Annotated in this window: 22 protein-coding genes and 1 pseudogene; 15 read left to right on the top strand and 8 right to left on the bottom strand. The window is 49.6% G+C overall.

Annotated features, from left to right (window positions below):
• Positions 1-99 precede the first annotated feature (99 nt).
• The 4 genes from HV041_RS17315 (at position 100) to HV041_RS17300 (ending at position 3,933) form a co-directional block, all read left to right on the top strand.
• Positions 100-861: a phage capsid morphogenesis protein gene (locus HV041_RS17315; RefSeq protein ID WP_023247641.1), complete on the top strand. Its 762-nt coding sequence runs from the start codon at positions 100-102 to the stop codon at positions 859-861.
• Positions 861-1,133 (top strand): ogr/Delta-like zinc finger family protein, encoded by a 273-nt coding sequence (locus HV041_RS17310; RefSeq protein ID WP_001185337.1) that lies wholly within the window; start codon positions 861-863, stop codon positions 1,131-1,133. The genes HV041_RS17315 and HV041_RS17310 overlap by 1 nt, the downstream gene beginning before the upstream one ends.
• 580 nt (positions 1,134-1,713) lie before the next feature.
• On the top strand, positions 1,714-2,694 hold the full coding sequence (locus HV041_RS17305; RefSeq protein ID WP_000389560.1) for a DNA-processing protein DprA: 981 nt from the start codon (positions 1,714-1,716) through the stop codon (positions 2,692-2,694).
• 9 nt (positions 2,695-2,703) lie between these two features.
• On the top strand, positions 2,704-3,933 hold the full coding sequence (locus tag HV041_RS17300; RefSeq protein ID WP_010836067.1) for a hypothetical protein: 1,230 nt from the start codon (positions 2,704-2,706) through the stop codon (positions 3,931-3,933).
• Positions 3,934-4,520: 587 nt separating this feature from the next.
• On the opposite strand, the gene HV041_RS17295 is transcribed toward HV041_RS17300, so the two are convergent.
• Entirely contained in the window at positions 4,521-5,393 is an 873-nt protein-coding gene (locus HV041_RS17295) for a phosphorothioated DNA-binding restriction endonuclease (RefSeq protein ID WP_121585420.1), read from the bottom strand.
• A gap of 140 nt (positions 5,394-5,533) precedes the next feature.
• Here HV041_RS17295 and HV041_RS17290 point away from each other — a divergent pair, with 140 nt between their 5' ends.
• Positions 5,534-6,169, top strand: a complete 636-nt coding sequence (locus HV041_RS17290) for an HNH endonuclease (protein ID WP_121585421.1) — start codon at positions 5,534-5,536, stop codon at positions 6,167-6,169.
• A gap of 46 nt (positions 6,170-6,215) precedes the next feature.
• Here HV041_RS17290 and symE read toward each other — a convergent pair whose 3' ends face one another.
• Positions 6,216-6,578 carry an endoribonuclease SymE gene (gene symE, locus HV041_RS17285; protein ID WP_121585422.1) on the bottom strand — a complete coding sequence of 121 codons (363 nt, stop codon included), beginning with the start codon at positions 6,576-6,578 and terminating at the stop codon, positions 6,216-6,218.
• Between the two features lie 778 nt (positions 6,579-7,356).
• On the opposite strand from symE, the gene HV041_RS17280 reads away from it, so the two are divergent.
• Together HV041_RS17280 and HV041_RS17275 are read left to right on the top strand one after the other, a co-directional pair.
• Positions 7,357-8,727 (top strand): tyrosine phenol-lyase, encoded by a 1,371-nt coding sequence (locus HV041_RS17280; RefSeq protein ID WP_003837154.1) that lies wholly within the window; start codon positions 7,357-7,359, stop codon positions 8,725-8,727.
• 189 nt (positions 8,728-8,916) lie between these two features.
• Positions 8,917-10,182, top strand: a complete 1,266-nt coding sequence (locus HV041_RS17275; protein ID WP_061067148.1) for an aromatic amino acid transporter — start codon at positions 8,917-8,919, stop codon at positions 10,180-10,182.
• 458 nt (positions 10,183-10,640) lie between these two features.
• On the opposite strand, the gene HV041_RS17270 is transcribed toward HV041_RS17275, so the two are convergent.
• Entirely contained in the window at positions 10,641-12,194 is a 1,554-nt protein-coding gene (locus tag HV041_RS17270) for an L-lactate permease (protein WP_115643950.1), read from the bottom strand.
• 556 nt (positions 12,195-12,750) lie between these two features.
• On the opposite strand from HV041_RS17270, the gene HV041_RS17265 reads away from it, so the two are divergent.
• From HV041_RS17265 to HV041_RS17255, 3 genes are read left to right on the top strand one after another with little or no spacing between them, the layout of a single operon-like run.
• The gene (locus HV041_RS17265; RefSeq protein WP_005134137.1) at positions 12,751-13,470 is read left to right on the top strand and encodes a (Fe-S)-binding protein; all 720 of its coding nucleotides are present in this window, start codon (positions 12,751-12,753) and stop codon (positions 13,468-13,470) included.
• A 10-nt stretch (positions 13,471-13,480) separates the two neighbouring features.
• The gene (locus HV041_RS17260) at positions 13,481-14,908 is read left to right on the top strand and encodes a LutB/LldF family L-lactate oxidation iron-sulfur protein (RefSeq protein WP_121585423.1); all 1,428 of its coding nucleotides are present in this window, start codon (positions 13,481-13,483) and stop codon (positions 14,906-14,908) included.
• Positions 14,901-15,593 carry a lactate utilization protein C gene (locus tag HV041_RS17255; protein ID WP_121585424.1) on the top strand — a complete coding sequence of 231 codons (693 nt, stop codon included), beginning with the start codon at positions 14,901-14,903 and terminating at the stop codon, positions 15,591-15,593. Before HV041_RS17260 ends, HV041_RS17255 begins: the two co-directional genes overlap by 8 nt.
• 49 nt (positions 15,594-15,642) lie before the next feature.
• Here HV041_RS17255 and gntP read toward each other — a convergent pair whose 3' ends face one another.
• A complete protein-coding gene (gntP, locus tag HV041_RS17250; RefSeq protein ID WP_003033260.1) occupies positions 15,643-16,986 on the bottom strand; it encodes a gluconate permease GntP in 1,344 nt (447 codons plus the stop codon).
• 259 nt (positions 16,987-17,245) lie between these two features.
• Between gntP and uxuA the strand changes: the two genes are divergently transcribed.
• The 5 genes and pseudogenes from uxuA to HV041_RS17225 all read left to right on the top strand — a co-directional run bounded on the left by uxuA (position 17,246) and on the right by HV041_RS17225 (position 22,848).
• Positions 17,246-18,430 (top strand): mannonate dehydratase, encoded by a 1,185-nt coding sequence (gene uxuA, locus HV041_RS17245; protein WP_003837169.1) that lies wholly within the window; start codon positions 17,246-17,248, stop codon positions 18,428-18,430.
• 79 nt (positions 18,431-18,509) lie between these two features.
• Positions 18,510-19,985, top strand: a complete 1,476-nt coding sequence (locus HV041_RS17240) for a fructuronate reductase (RefSeq protein WP_121585425.1) — start codon at positions 18,510-18,512, stop codon at positions 19,983-19,985.
• Between the two features lie 132 nt (positions 19,986-20,117).
• Positions 20,118-20,888 (top strand): annotated as a pseudogene (gene uxuR, locus HV041_RS17235) (Uxu operon transcriptional regulator); the annotation flags it as partial.
• A 642-nt stretch (positions 20,889-21,530) separates the two neighbouring features.
• A complete protein-coding gene (locus HV041_RS17230) occupies positions 21,531-21,734 on the top strand; it encodes a hypothetical protein (protein ID WP_071887314.1) in 204 nt (67 codons plus the stop codon).
• Between the two features lie 121 nt (positions 21,735-21,855).
• Entirely contained in the window at positions 21,856-22,848 is a 993-nt protein-coding gene (locus HV041_RS17225; RefSeq protein ID WP_121585426.1) for a porin, read from the top strand.
• 642 nt (positions 22,849-23,490) lie between these two features.
• Here HV041_RS17225 and HV041_RS17220 read toward each other — a convergent pair.
• From HV041_RS17220 to HV041_RS17205, 4 genes are all read right to left on the bottom strand, one after another.
• Positions 23,491-23,742, bottom strand: coding sequence for a DUF3343 domain-containing protein (locus tag HV041_RS17220; protein ID WP_086523573.1), 252 nt, complete (start codon positions 23,740-23,742; stop codon positions 23,491-23,493).
• On the bottom strand, positions 23,739-24,506 hold the full coding sequence (yjiL, locus tag HV041_RS17215) for a putative 2-hydroxyacyl-CoA dehydratase activator YjiL (protein ID WP_061067157.1): 768 nt from the start codon (positions 24,504-24,506) through the stop codon (positions 23,739-23,741). Before yjiL ends, HV041_RS17220 begins: the two co-directional genes overlap by 4 nt.
• Positions 24,507-24,515: 9 nt before the next feature.
• The gene (locus HV041_RS17210; RefSeq protein WP_048212810.1) at positions 24,516-25,667 is read right to left on the bottom strand and encodes a double-cubane-cluster-containing anaerobic reductase; all 1,152 of its coding nucleotides are present in this window, start codon (positions 25,665-25,667) and stop codon (positions 24,516-24,518) included.
• A 95-nt stretch (positions 25,668-25,762) separates the two neighbouring features.
• Positions 25,763-26,227 (bottom strand): GNAT family N-acetyltransferase, encoded by a 465-nt coding sequence (locus HV041_RS17205; RefSeq protein ID WP_121585427.1) that lies wholly within the window; start codon positions 26,225-26,227, stop codon positions 25,763-25,765.
• Between the last annotated feature and the right edge of the window lie 12 nt (positions 26,228-26,239).

Below are 26,239 nucleotides of genomic sequence, written 5' to 3'. Positions count from 1 at the left end.
AACGCCCGTTGTGCCAGCCACCACACACTGAGCACCGATAGTGCGCTTGTGTCAGCCACGACACAATTGACGTAACGAAGCAACCCGACAGGAGAAGTCATGAACAACACCGCAGAGAATACCAGCCTTTCCACTTTTCCGGCTGTAACGCAGCGGGCACTGGAAACCCTGAACACAACCAGAAACGCATGGCTTGAAGCACGTCGTCAGCAAAAAGCGGCAGCAGATAATATTGCGACAATCCGCCAGCGCCGCGCTGAAATGGAAGCCACGACTAACGCGCTGAATGAGGAATGGCGCACGCTGTTTCGTGAAAGTCAGGGCGTAGTCTCAAAGGAAATGAAAAAACTGCGCACGGAAATTGCGCTGGGACGAGAAACGCTTGAGGATTTTGATGAACTGCTGGCAGCTCAGGAAAGCGAAAATGCCTTATTACCGCAGGAGGCCGGGAAATTAGCCGGGCAGTATATCAGCGCACATAACACCCTTGTGGAAATTCGCGCAAAGCAAATCTGGGAAGACTTCATGCAGTCGCATGGTAAGGCGTTAATCCAGACACTGAGCCTGCTCAAAACCACAATGGGGCGGGAAGCCAGTGCCGTTGTGGGTGTGGTGAATTCAGTTAATGACCCGGACACAGTACTGAAAGAATTTATTCACAAACATATCACCAAACCGGCTCTTACTAACGCTGCGATGCCGGAACAGGACCCGGTATTTAAACTGGCAGGTGTTGCGCCGGATTATGCTGCCCTTGCTGATTTCCGCAAACTTCCCTCTCCGGCGGCCCTTCATAAAATGAAGATCCGGCAGGAACGTGAAGAACTGCAAAAACGTAACCGAGCCGCGGAGGGTATCTGATGGCACTTAAATGTCCCGAATGCGGCACTACGGCACACGCCAGAACCTCCGCCTATGAAGCACCATCGGTTAAACGCTCATGGTATCAGTGCCAGAATCTTGAATGTTCCTGCACATTTACCGCACTGGAAAGTGTGGATACGATAATTATGAAACCCCGGCGCAATGAACAGGAATCAGATGAACCGGAAGAGCCTGAAAAGCAAAAGAAAACGCTCAATCGCTATGGCTCTGCATCAAAGTTATCAAGCCGTCAGCAAATCCCTGTCTGATCAACATAAAATGCTTACGTAATCCCGGTACTGTACCGGGATTTTTTACGCCTTTTTCCTGGCTGGCCTGAGAGCGCATGAGTGCATGTCTATGGTGCATGAAAACGCATGAGTCTCATGCGCCGTTTTTGACGCGAAAGCCCTTGCGTGGCGGCTCCTGAGACGATTTACGGGGTGCATGAAAACCATTCTGTTAAGCGAAGCGGGCAGGCGGGCGGGGCTGCGCGCGCTGAGTAAAGAAGTTGAAAGAGTATGTGTGTTTGATCACTTGCGAGATAAATTTATGAATAGAATCTTTGGTACCACCAAAAGCTGATATATCGTTCTATCAACCGCAGAAAGAAGAAAAACTGCTGTCTGTGTATTGATTGGGTTCATAAGTGGAATCAGGGAGTATGAGAGGATGGTAGTTAAACGACAAAAAGAGTTACAAGACATACTAAGTTAGCGATTGTAGAACGTGGAAAGGTAAGAAGATGCCTCTTCACAAATGGATGCTAAAATGTTATTTATAACATGTCTACAATATGATTATTTTTGTTATTAGTATTGCGTGAGTTGTAATCTATAAGGCAAAAAAATGGAAGATAAAGATTACACTGAAATTAGAGAGTTTTGGAAAAATGAAATCATAGCATTTCTTGCGTTGACCTGCTTAAAAGGTGTTGGTTATTGGACTCTCCGTAAAATATACGAATCCAAACTAGGGTTTAAAAATCTTTTAAAAGCTAGTTCAGCTGATGCTTTGGCTGGGTATCTAAGGGTTGCGTTACCCAAAGATATCGCGTGGGAGGAATTTCAACAAGAGTTGTGGGCGAAAGGATTAGAACGAGCGAGAGAATTAAATAAAAAAGGAATTGTTCTAACCTTTTTTGATCAACCTACTTTCCCAACTAATTTAAAGAATATAAGTGATCCTCCTTTTTGGCTTTTTGTTCATGGGAATCAAGATATTCTTAATAAGAAATCAATTGCAATCGTTGGTACGCGAAAGCCAACAGATGATGGCATTTTTCTGGTTAAACTAATTGTATCTGGGTTGTATGAAAAAGATATAGTTACTGTAAGTGGTTTAGCTACTGGGATTGACCAATCATGCCATTATGAATCTATTCGTTATGGGATACCTACAATTGCAGTGTTAGGTAACGGGATTTTTGTAGAATATCCCAAGGGATCTAAAAATCTCTACAATCAAATAGTTTTAAGCGGAGGTGCAATTGTCACTGAATATTTGCCTGACCAAATTTATAGCGCTGAAAATTTTGTAAGACGCAATAGAATTCAAGCTGCGCTGTGCACATCTCTTATTCCTGTGGAGTGGAAGATAAAAAGCGGTACTGCTCACACAGTTGAATATGCTTATAAATATTCGAAGAAAATTGCTAATCCGTACTTACCTAATACATATAATTTAAGACCGGAATTGAGCTTTTCAGAGGAAAATCGAAAATCTTTATCTTTTCTAATGCCAACTGAATTGAAAGAAATGATGGATTATATTTTTAGTGAAGATTTAAATCTGAGAGCAGAACCAACACAGCAGAGCTTAGATCTCTAAGGAAAAGAAATGAGCAAGATCAAAGGTGTGATTCTCAGTGTTGAAGACACTATTTTACCAAAAGGTAAAATTGATGGTGATATTTTCTCTGAAGTTGATAAATTAATTAAATATTTTAAAAATAAAAATATTGAGTTTGTCGTATTTACAAATCGCGCTTGGGTTGTTGGTGATGACCGTATTCCCTTAGAAGATATCTTACGGAAGCATTGGGGAGAGTTTACGTATTTATGTCGAGCTAAGGATAGGAGTATTCCTGGAAAACCTACAGCTGATGCAACTAAGTATGTACTTAATTTGATGGGATGGCAAAGTACAGAAACTTTATATATCGGCGCATCACTAAACGACATGCAAACTGCAGTAAATGGGGAGTTGCTTTTTTTAAGAGCAACCTGGTGGGCCGATAAAACAGATTACGGGTTTGAATTTTCATCGCCTAAAGATATTGCTAGATTTATAGATACATTTTGTTTGAGAGATCATCTCTGGTGCCATGAAATTCATGATGGTGATTTTAATTTTTATGCACTTGCCCCTTTCAGTACAATGAAAGAAGAATATACCTTATATTCGGAGGATGCTCGTGCAGCGGCAAAGCATGGTTTGGGGCATCCTGAGTTCTGGACAGGTGCTTTGGTGTCTAGCTTATATTTTAGTGGCATCCACAAACATATAAATTATGTTAGTGTTTATCCTGGGCATAAAGAAGGGCATGGTAATAACATAATGGATGAAGCTATTTCACTATTTGGTAAATGCTTCCGAAAAACATACATACCTGATCTTATTTTAAGACACACAACATCAACAAAATCACAAAAGGCAAGAAATGAAGGTATTGCAATTGATCATTGCAACCAATTAAATACAATTTGTCTTAATCCTAAACCGCATAGAAACCCAACGACTATTTATAAAAGACCACCTTTGGGATTTGGAAAAACAGTTCTCCTTATAGACGATATTACGACTCGAGGTTACAGTTTTGAATCAGCCCGAGCCTACATTGAGAAAACTGGAGCAAAGGTTATACTTGTATCTTGGCTTAAAACAATCAATACTGATATTTCTACTCTTGGTGAGTTGCCTAACTTTGATCCTTACAAACCGAACCATTTTGAAAATGTAACTTTAGGAAAATTTCATAGATACAGGGACAATATCGTTGATATATTAGCACCGGCTGAGTTAACTCGATTGTTTACAGCTTACAAGCAGTGGGATTGGCCTGTATAATAAAGTGGTTTTAATACGTATTATAAAAGCTGAGTTATTCTTTCGAGAAACATTCAGCTTTTAATTAATATGAAAATAATATAAGAGTATTATCTCCATAACGGCTAAACGGCTTTGCCAAATATCGCTACAGTTATCATTTTCAGATAACATCAATTCAATTAGAAGCGATGGTCTGAGAGCCTGTATTGTGAAGGGATTCCTTACCTATAAAGCACAATCTTTTGCGCTGCAAGACCTGGAAAAAAGTGGAGAACTATTCCGTGCTGCTATTTAGCCATCGATAGGTAAGATAGTTTGAGTATTCACTATGCATTAACGATCCAGCTTAAGGTCTCAGTCGGAATAGCAAGCAAGCTTTGTACTCTTACATGTAGTGCACCACGAGAAAATTTCATGCATGTACTGGTTTGGATCCGCCAAACGGACACGAACCGGAGAGTTTGATGTTGCGTGGATACAACTTGAGCAAAGTAAGTGAGATAAAATTCAGTAGGGGGCATAAAAGGGGGCACAAATGTCATTTATTTTTAAATTATATATAAATTACAATGAATTAATTGTTTTTTCTATTCCGGCCTTCGCACTCACCTTCTAAACACCTCCTTCCTGTGCCACTCCACAAACCCTTCTTTTGGGTAATTCTCGCGCATCATCGGCAGCGCTATCGATTTACCGTCGAAATCCCAGAACAGCCTGCCCACCATGCCGCTGCCATTCACTGCGGGGGACACCTGAACCCGCATACTTTCATCCAGCCCAATCGAACCTTTATCAAAGGCTTTATGGTGAATTGCACACAGCGCCAGGCCGTTTGAAATTTCGCACGGGCCGCCGTGCTGTTTCCATTTGATATGGGCTGCTTCTAACGTAACTGAAGTGCTGTCGTGGCGCATATTGAAGCCACAAATGGCGCATTCATAGTTATAAGCGCGCAGAACTTGCTGGCGGAACAACGGGTCCCGCTGTTTGCGGATTTGCAGGATATCAAATCCCAGTTCATCCGCGATCTCTTCCTGAATGCTTTCGGTGAAGTGCGTCTCGAGGATTTGCTGGGCCAGGGCGTTGATGAGTTTGTTGCTCTTTTTCAGCAGGGCAAAATGTTGTTCATCAAAGCCTCCGGCAACGTTATGCGTCACCAGTTCTCCGGCAGGGGGCTGTTTGTTGCTGCCGAATGTTGAACAATGCTCGGTGTTTTGTAGTTCCCAGAACCCATCTCCCTGTAAGCGCCAGAAGGGCATATCCGGGCGGTACTGCGCGCGCTGTGGTCCAAATCGCTCCAGCAGGCTTTGCAAGGGGTCGCGAACTTCCGAACCGTAGTCAAACAGGCGACCGTGGCCCTGTTGATAACCCGCCAGCACATGAAGCAGTAGCAGAGGCTTGTGCGGCGCACGCTGCTCGCCTTTACGCCAGATGGTGATGTCGGCAATTGCCTGTTGCAGGGTTTTACTGGAAGTCATTGATTTCATTATCGGGTAAATAATTGCGATGATGCTCGCAAAATATCACCTGATCAAGAGGAGTGAGGCCGATACACTATCGACGTCACTTTATCGCTTGCCGTTATTTCAGAAAGCCTTTGGTTAAAGGAATCAGCCCCATGAATGAACTACCTGACACGCTGCCGCGCGAGTACATCATCAAGGCCATTCACGCCTATGACTCGGGCTTCTCGCATCGTTTCAAAGAGGCACGGCTTTATGAGCTGGAATTTCAGGGGCGTCGCTATCCGTCAAAAGCCATTGCCGGAATTGCGGCGACGCTTTTGACGGGCAAAGCGTTTACCCCTCAGGATTTCTCCGGCGGTATCAGTTCGAAATGCGTCAGATTATTGACTGAGCAAGGTTTTCATATTGTTCAGGATAAAAATCGTGCTGCGGCGGTGAGCGACACGATCTTCCCTGAAGAACTCGAGGCGCAAACTGAATATATAGAGGGGGCAGCGACTCAGGTGACCGTGAATCGCTATGAGCGCGACCGCAATGCCCGACAGGCAGCGCTTCGCCATCACGGTTGTCAGTGCAAAGTCTGTGGCATCGATATGTCAAAGGTCTACGGTAAGATTGCCGAAGGGTTTATCCATGTTCATCATCTGGTACCCTTATCGGCAATTAAAGAAGACTACCGCCTTGATCCCATCAATGACCTGATCCCCGTATGTCCAAACTGTCATGCTATGTTGCACCGGCGCATACCGCCGTATACCCCAGAAGAACTGAAAAATATGCTGTGCTAAACGCTCAATAAAGGCGCCCACAGGCGCCTCAATGACAATCACACTCTCACCCCTTCGACCCTTTCCCCGTAATCACCCCGATAAACTCCAGCACCTGCTTTTGCTTGCGCGCGGAGAGCTTTTCTACTTTGCGCAGGGATTGCATCAGTTCTGACTCTTCGGGTTCGGCGGCGCGGGCGGTTAATACGATGTAGCCTTCCATCACCCGCACATCAACGTCGGTGCCGGTGTCGAATCCGGCGGCTTTGAGCCACTGGCCCTTCATCACGATGGACGGAAACCGGACGAACTTCACCGGAATACGGCTGTAATCAGGATAACGGCTCGCATAACCCACCTTCAGGCGACGGTTATCTGCGGCGTGGACTTCTGGATCAAATGAAACTGCAATACAATGCGTATCAGTCATGGTGACTATTCCCTTTAATAGTTACTGCGATCAGCGATGCGGAGGTGTTGGCGCACCTTCGCATCGCGCTAATAAAAACACCTGTAAATTACCCCAGTATCCTGGGGGAAGTCCAGATGTAAATAAGATGAAATAAGCGCGATTAACATGCTTTCGGAATAAATAGAAATCCTCTCTATCTCAATAAATCCGGTATTATTCACCGTATAAATTCATTCTCATCCAATCTCTCAAATACCTGCCATTTCCAGAAAATAACGCCCATCTGCATCAGACAAAAAATGAGATCTAAATCACTGAAGTAAATAGCAAACTATGAAATCGCAGCATTTTGTACACTTTGGTTTACACTTTTAGTGATGCGGTTCACAAATATAAGCCCGTGAAGTGATCCGACTCTCACAAAATGGAGTGTACTCATTCACCAATACATTATGAGAACAGCCTGGAAAGTTAAGTTTTCAGTATTTCCACGCTCCACAGACACACAACGGCGAACAGCAAATCGAAACGCAAAAAAAAACTTGTTGAATATTAACGGGTAAAAAAATGACGTGTGATTTGCATCACTCACATTTACAGCTTTTTAAATTATTGCCAGTGATTAATGTTGACCGGGCTATTTCCATAATCAATCAAATCTTGCATAGTGCCTCCACATTATTTCTCCCCCTGACTCAGGAGGCGAATAGTTATATTTCATCAGGATTTGTTGATGAACCAGGTATGATTTACTTCACATTAATACGTACATGACCACTGTTACTGGAGAAACAAAATGAATTATCCGGCAGAACCCTTCCGTATTAAAAGCGTTGAAACTGTATCTATGATCCCGCGTGATGAACGCCTCAAGAAAATGCAGGAAGCGGGTTACAATACTTTCCTGTTAAATTCGAAAGATATTTATATTGACCTGCTGACAGACAGTGGCACTAACGCAATGAGCGACAAGCAGTGGGCCGGAATGATGATGGGTGATGAAGCGTACGCGGGCAGCGAAAACTTCTATCATCTGGAAAGAACCGTGCAGGAACTGTTCGGCTTTAAACATATTGTTCCGACTCACCAGGGGCGTGGCGCAGAAAACCTGTTATCGCAGTTGGCTATTAAACCTGGGCAATATGTTGCCGGGAATATGTATTTCACCACCACCCGTTATCACCAGGAAAAAAATGGTGCGGTGTTTGTCGATATCGTTCGTGACGAAGCGCACGATGCCGGTCTGAATATTGCGTTTAAAGGTGATATCGATCTTAAAAAATTACAAAAGCTGATTGATGAAAAAGGCGCAGAAAATATTGCGTATATCTGCCTGGCGGTGACGGTTAACCTCGCAGGCGGGCAGCCGGTCTCGATGGCCAACATGCGTGCGGTGCGTGAACTGACAGAAGCGCACGGCATTAAAGTGTTCTACGACGCCACCCGCTGCGTGGAAAACGCCTACTTTATCAAAGAGCAAGAGCAGGGCTTTGAGAACAAGAGCATCGCCGAGATCGTGCATGAGATGTTCAGCTACGCCGACGGTTGTACCATGAGTGGTAAAAAAGACTGTCTGGTGAACATCGGCGGTTTCCTGTGCATGAACGATGACGAAATGTTCTCTTCTGCCAAAGAGTTAGTCGTGGTCTACGAAGGGATGCCATCTTACGGCGGCCTGGCCGGACGTGATATGGAAGCCATGGCGATTGGCCTGCGCGAAGCCATGCAATACGAATATATTGAGCACCGCGTGAAGCAGGTTCGCTACCTGGGCGATAAGCTGAAAGCCGCTGGCGTACCGATTGTTGAACCGGTAGGCGGTCACGCGGTATTCCTCGATGCGCGTCGCTTCTGCGAGCATCTGACGCAGGACGAGTTCCCGGCGCAAAGCCTGGCGGCGAGCATTTATGTGGAAACTGGTGTGCGCAGTATGGAACGCGGAATAATCTCTGCAGGCCGTAATAACGTGACCGGTGAACACCACAGACCGAAACTGGAAACCGTGCGTCTGACTATTCCACGCCGCGTTTATACCTACGCGCATATGGATGTCGTAGCTGACGGTATTATTAAACTTTACCAGCACAAAGAAGATATTCGCGGGCTGAAGTTTATTTACGAGCCGAAGCAGTTGCGTTTCTTTACTGCACGCTTTGATTACATCTAAAAAATAGTTATGGCCCCATCACCTGATGGGGCTTTTTTGTATTCCTTTTCCATGAACAGGAAGCCTTTGCGGTGCCCGTTACCGTGACATAACTAAAAAAAGTAAACCCTGACTCCGACATTTTTATTATCCGCATGATGTACAAATGACAGCTGTAATTATAACGAATAGTCTACAGGAACATTTATCATGGATATTAATGCCATTGAGCGACAGAGTAGTACCCCCGGACTGATTAGCGGAACCATGTTGGTTATCGCAACCGTAGTGGGTGGTGGGATGTTTTCCCTGCCGATTGCGATGGCCGGCGTATGGTTTCCCGGTGCCTCTGTTATTCTTCTGTTTATCGCCATCATGATGTTATTAACCGGTCTGATGCTGGTTGAAGTCAATCTGCATTATGGCGCCGGTGCCAGTTTTAATACCTTTACTCAGGATTTATTAGGCCGGAAGTGGAATATCGTGGTGGGTATCGCTTTCGGCTTTGTGCTGTATATTCTGACCTATGCCTATATCTCCGGTTCGTCGGCGGTGATGGCACAAACTGTGTTCAAATACAGCGGCGTGCGCTTTCCGGCGAATATCTCGGTGGTGATCGTCAGTATGCTGGTAGGGGCGATTGCCTGGTATAGCTCCCTACTGGTTGGACGCATCACTACCGTGCTGATTATCGGTAAGTTTGTGGCGTTCTTTGCCACGTTCTCCGGGCTGATTGGCCATATCGAAGTGGCAAAACTCATCGACAGCGTGGCGGTTGCGCTGCCCAATTCGCAGTATCTGCCGTATATCCTGATGACGCTGCCGTTCTGCATCATCTCGTTTGGTTTTCACGGTAACGTGCCGAGCCTGGTCAAACTGTATGGCACAAGCGGAGTCTCGAATATTACGCGTTCGATTATCATCGGTACGCTGTTTGCTCTGCTGCTGTATATTTTCTGGCTGGGCGTGACGATGGGTAACATCAGCCGTTCCTCATTCCCGCCGATTATCGCCAAAGGCGGCAATATCGATGTGTTTGTCGAGGCCATCAGCGGGCTGTTCACCAGCCGTTATATGGATCTGATCCTCACCTTTTTCGGCAACTTCGCGGTAGCCAGTTCCCTGCTGGCGGCGACGCTTGGTCTGTTCGATTACATCGCCGACCTGTTTCACTTCCCGGACGACGGCATGGGCCGCCTGAAAACCGCGCTGGTGACCTACTTCCCGCCAGCCGCCGTGTGCTTCTTCTTCCCGAACGGTTTTGTGCACGCGATTGGTTACGCCGGTCTGGCCTTTACCATCTGGAGTGTGATCCTGCCGCCGTTCCTGGTGAAAGCCGCGCGCAAGCGTTTTCCAACCAGCAGCTATACCGCGCCCTGTAATAACACCGTGCTTAACCTGGTGATTATCTGCGGAGCGGTTGTCTATCTGACGGTTGTTCTGGATGTATTTGGTCTGCTGCCAACGTTTCGTTAGCGCGGGGGAGTTATGTTTCTGACATTGCTACGATTTCAGCATCCGCTGGTCTACCGTTTTGCATGGCTTCGTTTGTGGGTCAGGGTGTTAAGGGCGTGCAGGCTGCGTAAGTGAAAGAAGGCGTGCTTTATTCTGCGGTCGCTGCCGGATGCGGCGCTTGCGCCTTATCCGGCCTACAAAAGAGCGTTAAACGTAGGCGGGATAAGCGAAGCGCCATCAGGCATTACACCCGGAAGTAGCGTGGTGGGATCAACGCGGAAAAGGCGTCGAACTTCTTCACCATCTTTTTCCAGAACAACATAACAACAATCCTCGATTTGAAACATCGGCGCTATTGTAGTCAGCGCCGACAAATCGTAAAGCCAGTGACGTCGTTCCGATTCCGGGTCGGTGTAAACCTTTTAGTTCACCATTGCGTCAAATACGATTGCCGCGAATTTGACGGGGTTGACAATGGCTTACGCCATAAACCAGTAATAAAAGAGACCGACTTTCAGGCCGAGGATCACTATGTAGGCACAGCAGTATTTCATGGTGCCAGACATAATCTGGTTGGCCTGACCGTCCATTTTTGTGGCTGAAACCGCAATGGCGATACTCTGCGGCGAAATCATTTTCCCTCCCGTTGCGCCAGAGGTGTTGGCCGCCGCCAGCCAGTTGGGGTCGATATGCAGTTTGCTGGCGGCAATAGTTTGCAGTTTGCCGAACAGAATATTCGAGTTGGTATCGCTGCCGGTAACAAACGTGCCCAGTGCGCCAATCACCGGGGCGAGGAAGACGTATGAGCTGCCGGTCAGATCGACAATCGACTGGGCCAGTGTGGAGATAATCCCGCTGAGATCCATCACCGTGGCCAGTGCGACGATCGCCATAATCGCCACAATGGAATTTTTAAGCTGGAAAATGGTTTTGATAAACACTTCCAGCATCCCGCGCGCGGACGCCCCCTGAATAAAGCCGCCGATAATAGTCGCAAAGATGATCAGCATCCCCGGCGTGGTCACCCATTCAACCTTCAGCGCCAGCGTTTTGCCGTCGGCAAGCGTGAAATGCAGCACCGAGGCCAGTTGTGAGGCTGCGCCTTTTATCGTCGGGAACAGCGGCGAACACAGCAGGATAAAGACAAAAATAAACAGATAGATAGAACCCACGCGGAACAACACTTTTGCCGAGCGCGGCGTGGTTTCGCGGGTATGGCTGACTTCAATTCGCCACTCGGGATCGGTTTTCCCTTTGCGCAGGCGGCTAACCATCGCCACGGCAAACAGACTGACCAGGCTACCGGCAAAGGCGGGTAATTCAGCGCCGAGATGAATAGCGACAAAATACTGCGGAACCAGCGTGGTAATACCGCAAATCAGCGTGATTAAAAATACGCCGCGAATGGCTCTCAGACCGCCGCCAATAATGCAGATAATCACAAATGGCAGCAGGATATTAAACAGCGCAAGCTGCAGAATAATGGTTCCGCCCAGAGTATAAACCGGCAGGTTAACCTGTTCCGCCAGAATTGAAACCGGGATCCCGACCGCACCGAATGCGGTGGGAACGGTATTTGCCACCAGAGAGGCTATTGCCGCCTTCAGCGGGTTGAAACCCAGTGCGATAAGAATACCGATCGGAATAGCGACTGCTGTACCATAACCCGCCGCGGCTTCAAGAAATCCACCAAAGCACCATGAAATCAGCAGCACCTGAATACGCTTATCTTCGCTAATGCTTGCGAGAATATCGCGCAGAATATCTAGCGCTTTGGTCGCCTGCATAACGTTATAACTGAAGATGGCGCCGAGGATCACAATCACAATCGGCCATAATCCCTTCAGTGCGCCATAGCCTATCGCGGCTTTTAGATTCTGTACGGGCATCTCCCAGAACACAGCCGACAGCGCCGCGGTGAATACTAAAGAGATCAGCACGGAATAATGGATAGGCATTTTCAATTTCAATATTAAAAATACCATCAGTAGTAACGGAGAGAGTGCCAGGGCAAACATAAAGTATTCGTTCATTGCTATTCCTGATTGGTTTATTAAACCTGATTTATATTTATGGCGGGAAGGCTATATTGCCGTGTAAATAAAAGATGCAAACTGAATCGCTTCAGTGAATAAAGTAATTATGATTAATGGTTTTGTAACTATTGTAATCTTTTAATTAAAATTCAATGCCAGGTAAATATACTTAAGAGCAGGCTAAGTACCTATAAATAGTTATTTAATAACCTTTTTATTAATGGTAGTGACAGGAATAGTCAGCACCTGAAACTATTTTTAAGCTGTTCATAACGCGGTGGTTTTCAATATAAAAATGTGAGCGAGGCCGAAAGAAATAAACCAGGGTATTGCATGTACGAGTTGATTGGAGGATTATTTGATTTTGTCATACAAATGAAAATACAGGCATTTAGGATGGTCCTGATATAAGAAGCGGAAATCGACCATCTCAGGAGCATGATCCAACAAACACCATGAACCCAGACATCGGCAAAACCAGCAAACAGAAGACTGGGCGTGATATAGCGATATCAAGCACAATAAACAGAAATGAAGCAATGGAGTAATTATTGTGAATGTAAATTTCTTTGTTACCTGTATTGGTGACGCCCTGAAATCACGGATGGCACGAGACTCCGTATTGCTGCTGGAAAAACTGGGCTGTCACGTTAATTTCCCCGAGAAGCAAGGGTGTTGCGGTCAGCCAGCCATCAACAGCGGTTACATCAAAGAGGCGATCCCCGGAATGAAAAACCTGATCGCCGCCCTGGAAGACAACGACGATCCAATTATCTCCCCGGCAGGCTCCTGCACCTACGCGGTAAAAAGCTACCCGACGTATCTGGCGGATGAGCCTGAATGGGCGCTGCGCGCCGAGAAGGTTGCCGGACGTATGCAGGATCTCACCTCTTTTATCGTCAACAAACTGGGTGTGGTGGATGTCGGCGCCAGCCTGCAGGGCCGCGCGGTATATCATCCTTCCTGCAGCCTGACCCGCAAGCTGGGAGTGAAGGAAGAGCCGCTGACGCTGCTGAAAAACGTGCGCGGGCTGGAGCTGATGACGTTTGCCGATCAGGATACCTGCTGCGGCTTTGGCGGGACGTTCTCGGTCAAGATGGCCGAGATATCCGGTGAGATGGTGAAAGAAAAAGTCTTACATCTGATGGATGCGAAGCCGGAGTTTTTGATTGGCGCTGACGTCAGCTGCCTGCTGAATATTGGCGGCCGACTGCAACGTGAAGGCCAGCCGGTCAAAGTGATGCATATTGCTGAAGTGCTGATGAGCCGCTGAGGGGAAAGAGATGTCGATAAAAACCAGCGATGTAGAGTTTAAACTGCGCATTCGTCAGCAGATCGACGATCCGATCATGCGCAAAGCCGTGGCCAATGCGCAGGAGCGTATTGGTGCGAATCGGCAGAAAATGGTTGATGAGCTAGGCCACTGGGAAGACTGGCGCGATCGTGCCAGTCAGATCCGCGATCACGTTCTGAGCAACCTCGACGCTTACTTGTATCAACTCTCCGAGAAAGTGACACAAAACGGCGGCCACGTTTATTTCGCAAAGACTAAAGAAGACGCTACCCGCTACATTTTGCAGGTCGCACAAAGTAAAAATGCGAAGAAGGTGGTGAAGTCCAAGTCGATGGTGACCGAAGAGATCGGCGTCAACCATGTGCTGCAGGATGCCGAAATTCAGGTGATCGAAACCGATCTCGGCGAATATATCCTGCAGTTGGATCAGGATCCGCCTTCGCACGTTGTGGTCCCGGCTATTCATAAAGATCGCTATCAGATCCGCCGCGTGTTGCATGAGCGTCTGGGGTATGACGGCCCGGAAACGCCAGAGGCGATGACCTTATTCATTCGCCAGAAGATCCGCGAGGATTTCCTCAGTGCCGAAATCGGTATTACCGGCTGTAACTTTGCCGTGGCGGAAACCGGCTCTGTTTGCCTGGTGACCAACGAAGGCAACGCGCGCATGTGCACTACGCTGCCGAAAACGCACATTGCGGTGATGGGCATGGAGCGTATCGCGCCGACCTTTGCCGATGTGGATGTGCTGATCACCATGCTGGCGCGCAGCGCCGTGGGCGCGCGTCTGACGGGCTACAACACCTGGCTCACCGGCCCACGTGAGGCGGATAACGTCGACGGCCCGGAAGAGTTCCACCTGGTTATTGTCGATAACGGGCGCTCGCAGGTGCTGGGCTCAGAGTTTCGCGATGTGCTGCGCTGCATCCGCTGCGGGGCTTGTATGAACACCTGCCCGGCGTACCGCCACATTGGCGGACACGGTTATGGTTCTATCTATCCCGGCCCTATCGGCGCGGTGATCTCTCCGCTGCTCGGCGGCTATAAAGATTTTAAAGATCTGCCATACGCCTGTTCATTATGCACGGCCTGTGACAGCGTTTGTCCGGTTAAGATTCCGCTGTCAAAACTGATCCTGCGTCATCGCCGGGTGATGGCCGAGGAGGGCATTACGCCGAAAGCCGAGCGACGGGCGATCAAAATGTTCGCCTACGCCAATAGCCATCCGGGGCTGTGGAAAGTCGGGATGATGGCGGGCGCACATGCGGCGAGCTGGTTTATCAACGGTGGCAAAACCCCGCTCAAGGTTGGCGCGATTGGTGACTGGATGGAGGCGCGCGATCTGCCTGATGCCGACGGCGAGAGCTTCCGTAGCTGGTTTAAGAAACATCAGGCGCAGGAGAAAAAGAATGGATAACCGTACCGCGTTTTTAAACACCATCGCCCAGGCGCTGGGTCGCCCGCTGCGCTTCGAACCGCAAGCGGATGCCGCACCGGTTAACAACTATGCTAACGAGCGCCTGACCGAACTTAGCCCGCAGCAGCGCTGCGATGCGTTTGTCCAGTTTGCCAGCGAGGTGATGCTGGCTCGCTGTGAGCTGACTCGCGAAGACCAGGCCGCAGAAGCCGCGCAACGCCTGTGCGAAGAGTTGGGTCAGCCGGTGATCATCAGCGGCGACAGCCGGCTGGCGGCGCTGGGCATTACCGAACGCTTGCAACAGGAATGTAACGCCGTGGCCTGGGATCCGGCGCGTGGCAGCGAAAATATTACTCAGGCCGAGCAGGCGAAAGTGGGCGTGGTGTATGCCGAGTATGGCCTGACCGAGTCCGGCGGCGTGGTGCTGTTTTCCGCACCGGAGCGCGGGCGTTCAATTAGCCTGCTGCCGGAGTCCTCAATTTTCGTGCTGCGCAAAAGCGCTATCCTGCCGCGCGTGGCGCAACTGGCAGAAAAACTGCATCAGAAGGTGCAGGCCGGCGAGCGTATGCCATCGTGCATTAACATCATCAGTGGACCCAGTTCGACGGCGGATATTGAGCTTATCAAGGTGGTTGGGGTGCATGGCCCGGTGAAGGCGGTGTATCTGATTATTGAGGATTGTTGAGGCAGGATGGAAAACCGCTCTGGCGCTGCGGGCCAGAGCGGTATCGACGTTATGCAATCATGCTGATGATCAATACGATAATCAGGCCAACCACGGAGTTCACCAGCTCCAGCAGACCCCAGGTTTTCAGCGTATCCTTCACCGACAGGTCAAAGTAGCCTTTGAACAGCCAGAACGAGGCATCGTTGATATGGGTCAGGGTGTTGGAGCCTGCTGCCGTTGCCAGCACCAGTAACGCCGGGTCAACGCCAACCAGTTGACCGGTTGCCGGGTCGAGGATGGCGGCGCTGATAATCCCTGCCGCCGTCATGGCTGAGACTACGCCCTGACCCGTTGCCAGACGAATCAGCACGGTTATCAACCACGCCATGATGTACGGAGAGATATTGCCGTGCGACATCAGCATGCCGATGGTATCGCCAATGCCGGTATCAATAATGGTCTGCTTCAGTACGCCGCCCGCGCCGATGATCAGGATCACCATGGCGATGCTTTTCACCGCGTTTTCAAAGGCATTCATCACCCACTGCATGTCGTGACCACGCGCGGTACCAAACAGCACGAAGGCGACAACCATAGCGATAAACATTGCAATCGGTGAAGAGCCTAAGAAGTTGACCACTTCCCACGCCTGCGTCCCTTTCACCAGCCAGATGTTGGCGATGGTGGTGGAGATCATGATGATTGCCGGGATCAGCGGCACCAGGATAGAAACCCCGAAGGATGGCAGATTGTTCTGGTCAACCGGTACGTCGGCCTTCATGAATGACGGCGTTGGGCGATCGAGGTTGCCGAGGAACTTCGGCAGGATAAGCCCGGCGCAGATCACGCTCGGAATGGTCACCAGAATACCGTAGATGTAAACCATGCCCATGTCCGCACCGTAGGCGTTAACCAGCGCAACCGGGCCCGGCTGTGGTGGGAACAGCGAGTGAGCGGTGGTGGCGGCGGCAACGGCGGGGATCGCCAGCTTGAGGAACGGGATCTTCGCCTCTGCGGCAATGACGATCACCAGCGGCGCCAGCATAATAAATGCCACTTCATAGAACATCGCCAGGCCGAAGATCAGACCAATAATGATCACCGACAGCTGCACGTAGCGCAGGCCGAGGCGCGCCAGCAGCGTATGGGCAATCTGATGCGCCGCCCCGGAATCAACCATCAGCTTACCGATGACCGCCCCGAATACCACGATAATCGCCAGTTCACCCAGCGTGCTGCCAAAACCGGATTTCATGGTGTGCAGCAGCTCCATTAAATCCATACCCGCCAGCATACCGACCGAGAGCGCCGCCAGCAGCAGGGCGACCATCGAGTTTATTTTGAATCTTAGATTGAGCACCAGCATCAGACCGATGCCGAATACGACCCACAGAATATTGAGAACGTGCATATAACGTCTACCTTTATTGGTTGAACCATTATGATTTTGGTTGAGATGTTACATATATTGGTTAACCATTGATGCGATGAATGTCACATTGCGTTACATGTTTACATTCTTACTGGGCTGCATGGCCGTAAAATGGCGGTATCATCAGCATGAATTGTGATTTGGTTAACCAATTTTGAGCTTCAGGTTGACATGTCATACCAAAAGGAGGAATTTATGTGCCATATCGTCGAGTCCATAACGTAACGAGGAATAAAACATGGAACAGACATGGCGCTGGTATGGTCCTAACGATCCGGTCACCTTAGCGGATGTACGTCAGGCGGGTGCCACAGGCGTTGTCACCGCTTTGCACCATATCCCGAACGGGGAAGTGTGGACAGTTGATGAGATCCTAAAACGCAAAGCCATTATTGAGCAGGCGGGCCTGGTCTGGTCGGTCGTCGAAAGCGTGCCGATCCACGAAGACATTAAAACCCGTTCCGGTAACTATCTGCAGTGGATCGCCAACTACCAGCAAAGCCTGCGTAACCTGGCTCAGTGCGGTATTCGTACCGTGTGCTACAACTTCATGCCGGTTCTCGACTGGACCCGTACCGACCTGGAATACGTCCTGCCGGACGGCTCCAAAGCGCTGCGCTTTGACCAGATTGAATTTGCCGCCTTTGAGCTGCATATCCTCCAGCGTCCGGGCGCGGAAGCGGATTACACCGCCGAAGAGATTGCTCAGGCAAATGAACGCTTCGCCACCATGAGCGATGAAGACAAAGCGCGTCTGACCCGCAACATCATCGCCGGTCTGCCGGGTGCGGAAGAAGGCTACACGCTCGACCAGTTCCGCCAACATCTGGCGCGCTATAAAGATATCGATAAAGCCGCGCTGCGTGAGAATTTCGCCGTCTTCCTGAAGGCGATTATTCCAGTGGCGGAAGAAGCTGGCGTACGCATGGCGGTACACCCGGACGATCCGCCGCGCCCGATCCTTGGCTTGCCGCGCATTGTTTCCACCGTGGAAGATATGCAGTGGATGGTCGATACGGTCAACAGCATGGCGAACGGTTTCACCATGTGCACCGGCTCCTACGGCGTGCGGGCAGACAACGATCTGGTCGACATGATCAAACAGTTTGGCCCACGCATTTACTTCACCCATCTGCGCTCCACGCTGCGTGAAGATAACCCGAAAACCTTCCATGAGGCGGCGCATCTGAATGGCGATGTCGACATGTACGAAGTGGTGAAAGCGATCGTTGAAGAAGAACAACGCCGTAAAGCCGAGGGCAAAGAGGATCTGATCCCCATGCGTCCGGACCATGGCCACCAGATGCTGGACGATCTGAAAAAGAAAACCAACCCAGGCTACTCCGCGATTGGTCGCCTGAAAGGGCTGGCGGAAGTGCGCGGCGTTGAGATGGCTATCCAGCGCGCTTTCTTCAGCCGCTAAAGTGAGTTGCCGGCCACCAGTCTGGCCGGCTTTTTTCTTTTCTCATCCGTTGGCCTTTCAACGGGTTCTGGAGTTCACGATGACAACGACAATTGCCAATAGCGACCTGCCGGTTGCGCGCCCTGCATGGGACCGCTCGCGCCTGCAATCCCGCATTGTTCACCTGGGATGCGGCGCTTTTCACCGCGCGCATCAGGCGCTGTATACCCATCATTTGCTGGAAACCACCGACAGCGACTGGGGGATCTGTGAAGTTAACCTGATGCCGGGTAACGACCGCGTACTGATTGAAAATCTGCGCAAGCAGCAACTGCTGTATACCGTGGCGGAAAAAGGCGCGGACAACACCGTGCTGAAAGTGATCGGCTCAATGAAAGAAGCGCTGCACCCGGATCTTGACGGCTGTGACGGTATTTTACAGGCGATGGCGCGCCCGCAGACGGCAATTGTTTCGCTGACGGTCACCGAAAAAGGCTACTGCACCGATGCGGCCAGCGGTCAGTTAGATCTCAATAACCCGCTGATTAAACACGATCTGGCGAATCCGACCGCGCCGAAATCGGCGATTGGTTACATCGTACAAGCGCTGTACCTGCGCCGTGAGCAGGGGCTGGCGGCTTTTACCGTGATGTCCTGCGATAACGTGCGTGAAAATGGGCATGTGGCGAAAGTCGCGGTACTGGGGCTGGCGCAGGCGCGCGACCCGCAGCTGGCGCAGTGGATTGAAGCTAATGCGACTTTCCCGTGCACTATGGTCGACCGCATTGTTCCGGCGGCGACGCCGGAAACGTTGCAGGAGATTGCCGACCAGTTGGGCGTTTACGATCCGTGTGCTATCGCCTGCGAGCCGTTCCGTCAGTGGGTAATTGAAGACAATTTTGTCAACGGTCGTCCTGACTGGGACAAGGTTGGCGCACAGTTCGTAGCCGACGTGGTGCCGTTTGAAATGATGAAACTGCGCATGCTCAACGGCAGCCACTCTTTCCTCGCATATCTGGGTTATCTTGGCGGCTATGAAACCATCGCCGATACTATGACCAACCCGGCGTACTGCAAAGCGGCGTTTGCGCTGATGATGCAGGAGCAAGCGCCGACGCTCTCGATGCCGGAAGGCACCGATCTCAACGCCTACGCCACGCTGCTAATCGAACGTTTCAGCAACCCGTCTCTGCGCCACCGTACCTGGCAGATTGCGATGGACGGCAGCCAGAAATTACCGCAGCGCCTGCTGGACCCGGTGCGTCTGCACCTGCAAAACGCCAGCGGCTGGCGTCATCTGGCGTTGGGCGTGGCGGGCTGGATGCGCTACACCCACGGTGTGGATGAGCAGGGGCAGGCCATTGATGTTGTCGACCCAATGCTGGCGGAATTTCAGCACATTAACCAACAGTACCAGGGCGCCGAGCGCGTGACGGCGCTGCTGGGGCTGTCTGGTATTTTTGGTCATGATCTGGCGGAAAACGCCGACTTTGTGGAGACCATTATTGCGGCGTATCAACAGTTATGTGAACACGGCGCACGTGAGTGCGTTGCGGCATTAAGCGCTGACGCGTAACTTCCGAACTATGACGGGTCAATCAAAATATTGGTTTGGTTGACCCGTTTTCTGTTTTTGGCTTCCCGCAAATGCTATAGTTCGATACCTATTCCCCGTATCTGACTACACGCATCTGACGGACGTAACATGATGAAATCGAACACTTCTCAGCAAAGACCCTACCAGGAAGTGGGTGCCATGATCCGCGATCTGATTGTTCAGACGCCGTACCAGCCCGGTGAGCGCTTGCCGCCAGAGCGTGAAATTGCCGAGATGCTCAATGTCACTCGTACGGTGGTTCGCGAAGCGTTAATCATGCTGGAAATTAAAGGCCTGGTGGACGTGCGCCGCGGGGCCGGGATCTACGTGCTCGACAACGCGGACGCGCAGACTATCGACAGTACGGATGCAAATCATTGCAATGATGCGGGCCCGTTTGAGCTGCTGCAGGCGCGACAACTGCTGGAAAGCAATATCGCTGAATTTGCCGCGCTGCAGGCTACCCGCGAAGATATCGTCAAAATGCGCCAGGCGTTGCAACTGGAAGAGCGGGAGCTGGCGTCCAGCGAGCCGAACGGTTCTGAAAGCGGCGACATGCAGTTCCATCTCGCCATCGCTGAAGCCACGCATAACAGCATGCTGGTGGAGCTGTTTCGCCAGTCATGGCAGTGGCGTGAGAACAACCCGATGTGGATCCAGCTCCATAGCCACCTCGACGATACTCATTACCGAAAAGAGTGGATGGGCGACCACAAGCAGATCCTGGCGGCACTCATTAAAAAAGATGCCCGCGCGGCCAAGCTGGCCATGTGGCAGCATCTGGAAAACGTCAAACAGCGTCTGCTGGAGTTTTCAAATGTTGATGACATTGATTTTGATGGTTATCTGTTTGATTCCTGGCCGCTGGATAAAGTTAACGCCTGGTTTTCCTTCCCTTTTACAACGTGGGCCATTCCGGCCCGCGTATCACTTCCCGCTGATTTTCGCTGACTATTTTCCCCGTCTGGACGCGACGTAAAATAATGTTTCCATCAATGCTGATGGCATTTTTTGCAGCGTAATTGCGGAGCGAAAATTGATATATATCAATTAAAAATAACTTATTTTCGCGTGCAAAAAAATGCACCATTTACCTTATTTTTACCTTTTCGTGCTTATTTTTCGACAAAACAGGTCAATGCGAAGTGAGAATCACACTGATTTGCCCAACGGTTAGTGCCGTTAATGTGTACTTAAGGGCGTATAAAAACAGAGGGTTTAGATAAAAGTAGACATTAATCACGCTCTGTAACTTATTGGTCAGAATGATGTTTTGTTTACGCAGGTTGATTACTCGTCCAGCCTCTCCCATTTTAATCAAATGAGTAAGAACAAATATTCGTAAAGTAAAAATTACACATTATTCTACAATCAAGTTATCTTTCATTTGAAATATCGTTCCACTTTTTTTTGTGTTTATTAACAGTTTCATTACTATTGTGATTTTTTTTTGCCGTTGACATGTTTTTACACTGACTGCATATTTCATCGCCATAAGCGTGTTATTGCGTTCAGGAGTTAAAAATGCCTTCTCGAGATTATCCCGATATCCGAAAAGCCAGAGGGACCCGATCTAAAGATATGGTTCTTTTAAGTGCCCGTGTTGATACTTCTCTTTGGGAATATGTCCGAACACTGGCATTTGAAACGCGTAAAAGTAAACAAGATATTATTGCTGAAGCATTAATGTTGCATCGCTCAGTTAATGAGAGTGAAAGTCTCGAGTAATTATCGCTGTCCGGTTTTGATTGAAAATCCAAAAATGAATTATGTCTTGCCACTTCATTATTACCTTCATTGGTATTTTTTTTGGTGTGTTATTGGTATTGCCCCTTAATCCATAGCTGCAATGGCATTAGGGGTAACCTCCGTTCATGCAGCGGAAATTTATAATAAAGATGGCAACAAGCTGGATCTCTACGGCAAAGTAAAAGCAGCCCATTCCTGGACTGATGGTACTAATGCTGATGAAACCTACACACGTCTGGGTTTTCGCGGTGAGACGCAAATCAACGATCAACTTACCGGTTACGGCCAGTTTGAAAGTCAGTTTGATGCCGCTAAAGCAGAAGGTTCTCAGAATGGCGTTAATACACGTCTGGCGTTTGCTGGCCTGGATTATGGTCATGACGTCAGTTTTGACTACTGTCGTAACTATGGCATCGCTTACGATGTGGGAGCTTATACTGATACTCTTTCAGAGTTCGGCGGCGACTCCTTTGAGGATACTGACCGTTTCCTTACTACACGCACTTCTGGCGTTGCAACACTCCGCACCAAAAATCTGTTTGGTGCCGTTGATGGTCTGAACATCGGCGCGCAATACCAGGGTCAGGATGACACCAATGGAAATCCGGCTAAGCAGCACGGTAACGGCTACGGCTTCTCCCTGGGCTATGACAATATTGCGGATTCCGGTGTTTCTGCCATTGCGACCTACACAAATAGCTCAATTACCGCAGACCAAAAGAAAGGCAATAAAGACGGTAAGTGGGAAGGTAATAACGCTGAATTCTGGGGCGCTGGCCTGAAATATGACGCGAATGCTATCTACGTTGCGACCCTGTACGGCGAGTCCCATAATCTGATTCAGGGTGTTGATAAAGCACAACATTTTGAAGAGATGGCTGCCTATGTGTTTGATTTTGGCCTGCGTCCGAACGTGGCATACGTGCATACGCGTGACACCAATAACAACACGGATAAGACCGAATACGTTGCGCTGGGTACTGATTACTACTTCAACAAAAACATGGTGGCTGATGTGGGTTACAAAATTAACCTGCTTGATGGCAAAAACGACGATAACCAGGTTGTTGCTGGTCTGACTTACCAGTTCTAAGTTTTTGTGATGATTGAACAAGGCGTCTTTAGTAAGACGCCTTTTTTACATATGCTTTTGAGGCTCATATCGGTTGGTTTTGTTCCGACTGCAGATCGCTAAATAGCCATTTCCAGATATCCACTTTTACCCATGCAACGGCACAGAGAATGAGGTAAAAAAGAGGATTATGCGTAATGGAAATACGCATGACTTCCATCGGAAACTTTCCAGAAGCCCATTGCCACAAGAAAACGGTTGTTAACAGAAATATAATCAACAATCCTGCTGCACCAAATAGACCAAAGTTTTTATAATCGCCTACCGTGCTAATTAAACCAGCCAGAATAATCAACCCAAGTATGAGTTTTTTAACCTCGACATGTGCTCTTCCCGCAAGTGCTGTTGCAATTTAAGTAATATGTCCATTTTTACGCATGTGCTATCAGCAAATGTATATACGTAAAAGTAAATCATAAAGTTTTTAGAGCGGTGTTTGACTGTTATTTACAGGTCATTAAATGCTGACATTTAATTGCAGAACAATCTGATGAAAATATATCTATGGCGTTAGCGGAGTGATGGTCTTTACAGACTATAAGCGGTTGTTTATACCCTGGATAATTCGAGTATATATCAGCGTTTCGCGCTAATCAGGCGTGTTCAGGAGGCGGGGAACGCGGCTATACAGCGCCAGTTTCCGTTTTCCTGGCGGTAGATAGATTCGGTATGCCCAGGGATCACCCATTCTTCTTCCATGCCAGTAGCACAGTCGATGTAGATGCAGAGTCCGCAACCACCGCGTAGCTCGCGGGGAATATCCGCCACCCGAAAGCGGACCCCTGCGGCCTGTAGCGCCTTGCGCATTTTGATGACACCGACAGTGGAATGAAACAAGAACAGCGTTTCCTTCACTGACGTTTCCCCTGACGCTGGCCTATCAACGCCGCTCCGATTGCACCGGCAAACTGTGCGTCGGGATGCGTGTGTACGGGAATGCCTACATGACCTTCGAGCATACGGGCAAAGGCGTGACAGTGGCTGACTCCGCCGGTAAATAACAGCGGTGCTTGTGCTGAAAGCCGCCCGATGAAGTTAGCGCTGCGTCTGGCCATTGCGTTGATCACGCCAGCCAGAATCGCCTCTGGCGCGATGCCCGCAGAGCGCAGGCTAATGACTTCTGACTCGGCAAATACTGTACACATGCTGGTGATAGCATGCGGTTCGACGCCAGCAGTGATCGTATCCAACTGCTCTACGCTGGCTCCGAGGGTGCGTGAGATAACATCCAGAAACCGCCCGGTTCCGGCAGCGCACTTGTCATTCATTAAGAAATCGCTGAGATTGCCATCGTCATCCAACTGGATGACTTTACTGTCCTGACCACCAATATCAATCACTGTGCGGGTGCCGGGAGCCAGCAATCGCGCACCAAGCCCGTGGCAGGAAATTTCAGTGACCTGTTTGTCGGCATAATCGACGAGCTGCCGTCCGTACCCGGTGAGGGTTAAAAATGGTCGGTTCTCCAGCCCAGCCTGCAACGTTTCCCATGCCTGCGCGATCGCGTCCGCGGGGCGAAAAGGCGTTGGGCAAAGGAAGCGGCGTCTGATGACGTTACCTTCCAGCAAAACGCCTTTCGTCGCCGTGGATCCAGAATCAATCCCAATTGAGTATGTCATCTGCGTTTCTCACAACATCTCAATGAATGCGGCGACGCGGGTACTGAGCTGGCCGATATCTGCGCTGGAATAGTCGGTTTCAATCGCGATATAAGGAATGTTGTGCTGTTGGCGTACGTGACGCTTAATAGCGAGTGATTCAACGGCGTAGGTGTGGCAAGCCTGCAAAATGACATCGACGACGCCGTCAGCCTGGTACTCTTCAACCATTTGACTGAGCATTTTCAGGCGTTGATCGTTAGGAGAAATACAGGAGCAGCCGATGGCGAGGTATTTATCAGTCAGCGCGTCGTAGACATCGCCGGTTTCCGCCACGCATTGTTCGGTGGCCTTTGCGCCGGTGCAGTTTTCATAACCCACGACCCAACCACCGTTTTCTTCAATGGCACGAACGACTTTCTCTGCCGCGCCGCCAATGGGGCAGCCGGTTATCAGGATGCGCGGACGTGACGCCAGACGTTTCCCTGCCTGCCATTCCAGATGTACGCGCTCGGCCATGCTATTAAGCTCGTCGATCAACGCTTCTTTATCAAAACGGAAGGTGGCGCCGTAGACGACTTTCAGAATGTCACTGCCGCTAAGCGCGGGTGGGTTAAGTTGGCCAACGCGGTAGAAATTCGCCAGCGCCCGGCGTTCCTGGTTTTTGAGAATAACGGCTTCACGCAGCGCAGCTTCGGTAATGGCTGTGCCAAAACGGGCTTCGACGACCTGCTGCAGACGCCGGATCTCGGCTTTCCATAGCGCACGGGAAGCTGCATCGCTGGCGCTGTTGGGCAGTTGCATTACATGTACCGCTTTAAATTCGGCCATGTACTCGTACATTTTCTTTTTACCATCGCAGGTGGTTTCGCCCACCACCAGGTCAGAGAAATAGAAGTAGGGGCATTTGTCGGTTTTGCCAAACCCGTAGCTGCTTTTGATTAGCGGACACAGGTTCCGCGGCAGATCTTTTTCGGCCTCTTCAATGGTTTCATCAGAGGTCGAGCACAGGGAAACGACGACCGCGCCCGCCGCCATCGCAATCTCCTGCGGCATAAAGGTGCAATAGGTCCCAACGAGCGGAATACCTTGCTCTTTAAGATCCATTACGGTGAGAAAACCTTTCTGACGGGCGTCGGAGAATTGATTGAAAATAGCGGGTAAATCGGTGATTAGCGACATGATTTTCCTTCCCCGTAACACGGGAGACAGTAAAAAGACGCCGCATTATAACCCTGTAATATGTCAGGTTTTATTGATGTGCAACAATTGCGCGTTTACAGATTACGGCTGTAGACCCGCGAGACTTCCCCCCACGGATGATAGCCTGGCCCGTCAAAGTAAAATCCCGCTTTCTCGTATAAACCTTCCAGGTCAGTACACAGATGGAGCTGCGTAAAACCCAGCTGTCTGGCCTGCTGTGCAATATGTTCGATCAGGCGAAACGCCAGACCGTGACCACGATAGCGAGGATCGATATAGAGCGCGCATAGCCACGGCCACAGTTCGCCGCGACTAATAAAATCATTGGTGATCAATCCAGCGCAGCCAACAATGCTGCCACCATCCTGTAGCCAGTACCACTGCGGTAGCGGGTTCTTTGCGCCAATACAACGGCGCAATGCATCCTCGTATACCGCCATGGAGTCTTCTGAGGCCCATTGCTGCTGAAAGTAAGCGGTGATCTCGTGCAGCTTTTCTGGCATCTCGCGCAGGGAAAAAATGCGGATGCTCATCGTCATTGAATCTTCCTC

Origin of the sequence: Citrobacter sp. RHBSTW-00029 (genome assembly GCF_014104295.1) — a bacterium.
GTDB lineage: Bacteria > Pseudomonadota > Gammaproteobacteria > Enterobacterales > Enterobacteriaceae > Citrobacter > Citrobacter youngae.
This window is presented reverse-complemented; position numbering and strand designations above follow the sequence as displayed.

Bases quoted from the DNA above. Each gene is read 5' to 3' on its own strand.
- HV041_RS17315 (WP_023247641.1), top strand. From the start codon at position 100: ATGAACAACACCGCAGAGAATACCAGCCTTTCCACTTTTCCGGCTGTA.
- HV041_RS17310 (WP_001185337.1), top strand. From the start codon at position 861: ATGGCACTTAAATGTCCCGAATGCGGCACTACGGCACACGCCAGAACC.
- HV041_RS17305 (WP_000389560.1), top strand. From the start codon at position 1,714: ATGGAAGATAAAGATTACACTGAAATTAGAGAGTTTTGGAAAAATGAA.
- HV041_RS17300 (WP_010836067.1), top strand. From the start codon at position 2,704: ATGAGCAAGATCAAAGGTGTGATTCTCAGTGTTGAAGACACTATTTTA.
- HV041_RS17295 (WP_121585420.1), bottom strand. From the start codon at position 5,393: ATGACTTCCAGTAAAACCCTGCAACAGGCAATTGCCGACATCACCATC.
- HV041_RS17290 (WP_121585421.1), top strand. From the start codon at position 5,534: ATGAATGAACTACCTGACACGCTGCCGCGCGAGTACATCATCAAGGCC.
- symE (WP_121585422.1), bottom strand. From the start codon at position 6,578: ATGACTGATACGCATTGTATTGCAGTTTCATTTGATCCAGAAGTCCAC.
- HV041_RS17280 (WP_003837154.1), top strand. From the start codon at position 7,357: ATGAATTATCCGGCAGAACCCTTCCGTATTAAAAGCGTTGAAACTGTA.
- HV041_RS17275 (WP_061067148.1), top strand. From the start codon at position 8,917: ATGGATATTAATGCCATTGAGCGACAGAGTAGTACCCCCGGACTGATT.
- HV041_RS17270 (WP_115643950.1), bottom strand. From the start codon at position 12,194: ATGAACGAATACTTTATGTTTGCCCTGGCACTCTCTCCGTTACTACTG.
- HV041_RS17260 (WP_121585423.1), top strand. From the start codon at position 13,481: ATGTCGATAAAAACCAGCGATGTAGAGTTTAAACTGCGCATTCGTCAG.
- HV041_RS17255 (WP_121585424.1), top strand. From the start codon at position 14,901: ATGGATAACCGTACCGCGTTTTTAAACACCATCGCCCAGGCGCTGGGT.
- gntP (WP_003033260.1), bottom strand. From the start codon at position 16,986: ATGCACGTTCTCAATATTCTGTGGGTCGTATTCGGCATCGGTCTGATG.
- uxuA (WP_003837169.1), top strand. From the start codon at position 17,246: ATGGAACAGACATGGCGCTGGTATGGTCCTAACGATCCGGTCACCTTA.
- HV041_RS17240 (WP_121585425.1), top strand. From the start codon at position 18,510: ATGACAACGACAATTGCCAATAGCGACCTGCCGGTTGCGCGCCCTGCA.
- HV041_RS17230 (WP_071887314.1), top strand. From the start codon at position 21,531: ATGCCTTCTCGAGATTATCCCGATATCCGAAAAGCCAGAGGGACCCGA.
- HV041_RS17225 (WP_121585426.1), top strand. From the start codon at position 21,856: ATGGCATTAGGGGTAACCTCCGTTCATGCAGCGGAAATTTATAATAAA.
- yjiL (WP_061067157.1), bottom strand. From the start codon at position 24,506: ATGACATACTCAATTGGGATTGATTCTGGATCCACGGCGACGAAAGGC.
- HV041_RS17210 (WP_048212810.1), bottom strand. From the start codon at position 25,667: ATGTCGCTAATCACCGATTTACCCGCTATTTTCAATCAATTCTCCGAC.
- HV041_RS17205 (WP_121585427.1), bottom strand. From the start codon at position 26,227: ATGACGATGAGCATCCGCATTTTTTCCCTGCGCGAGATGCCAGAAAAG.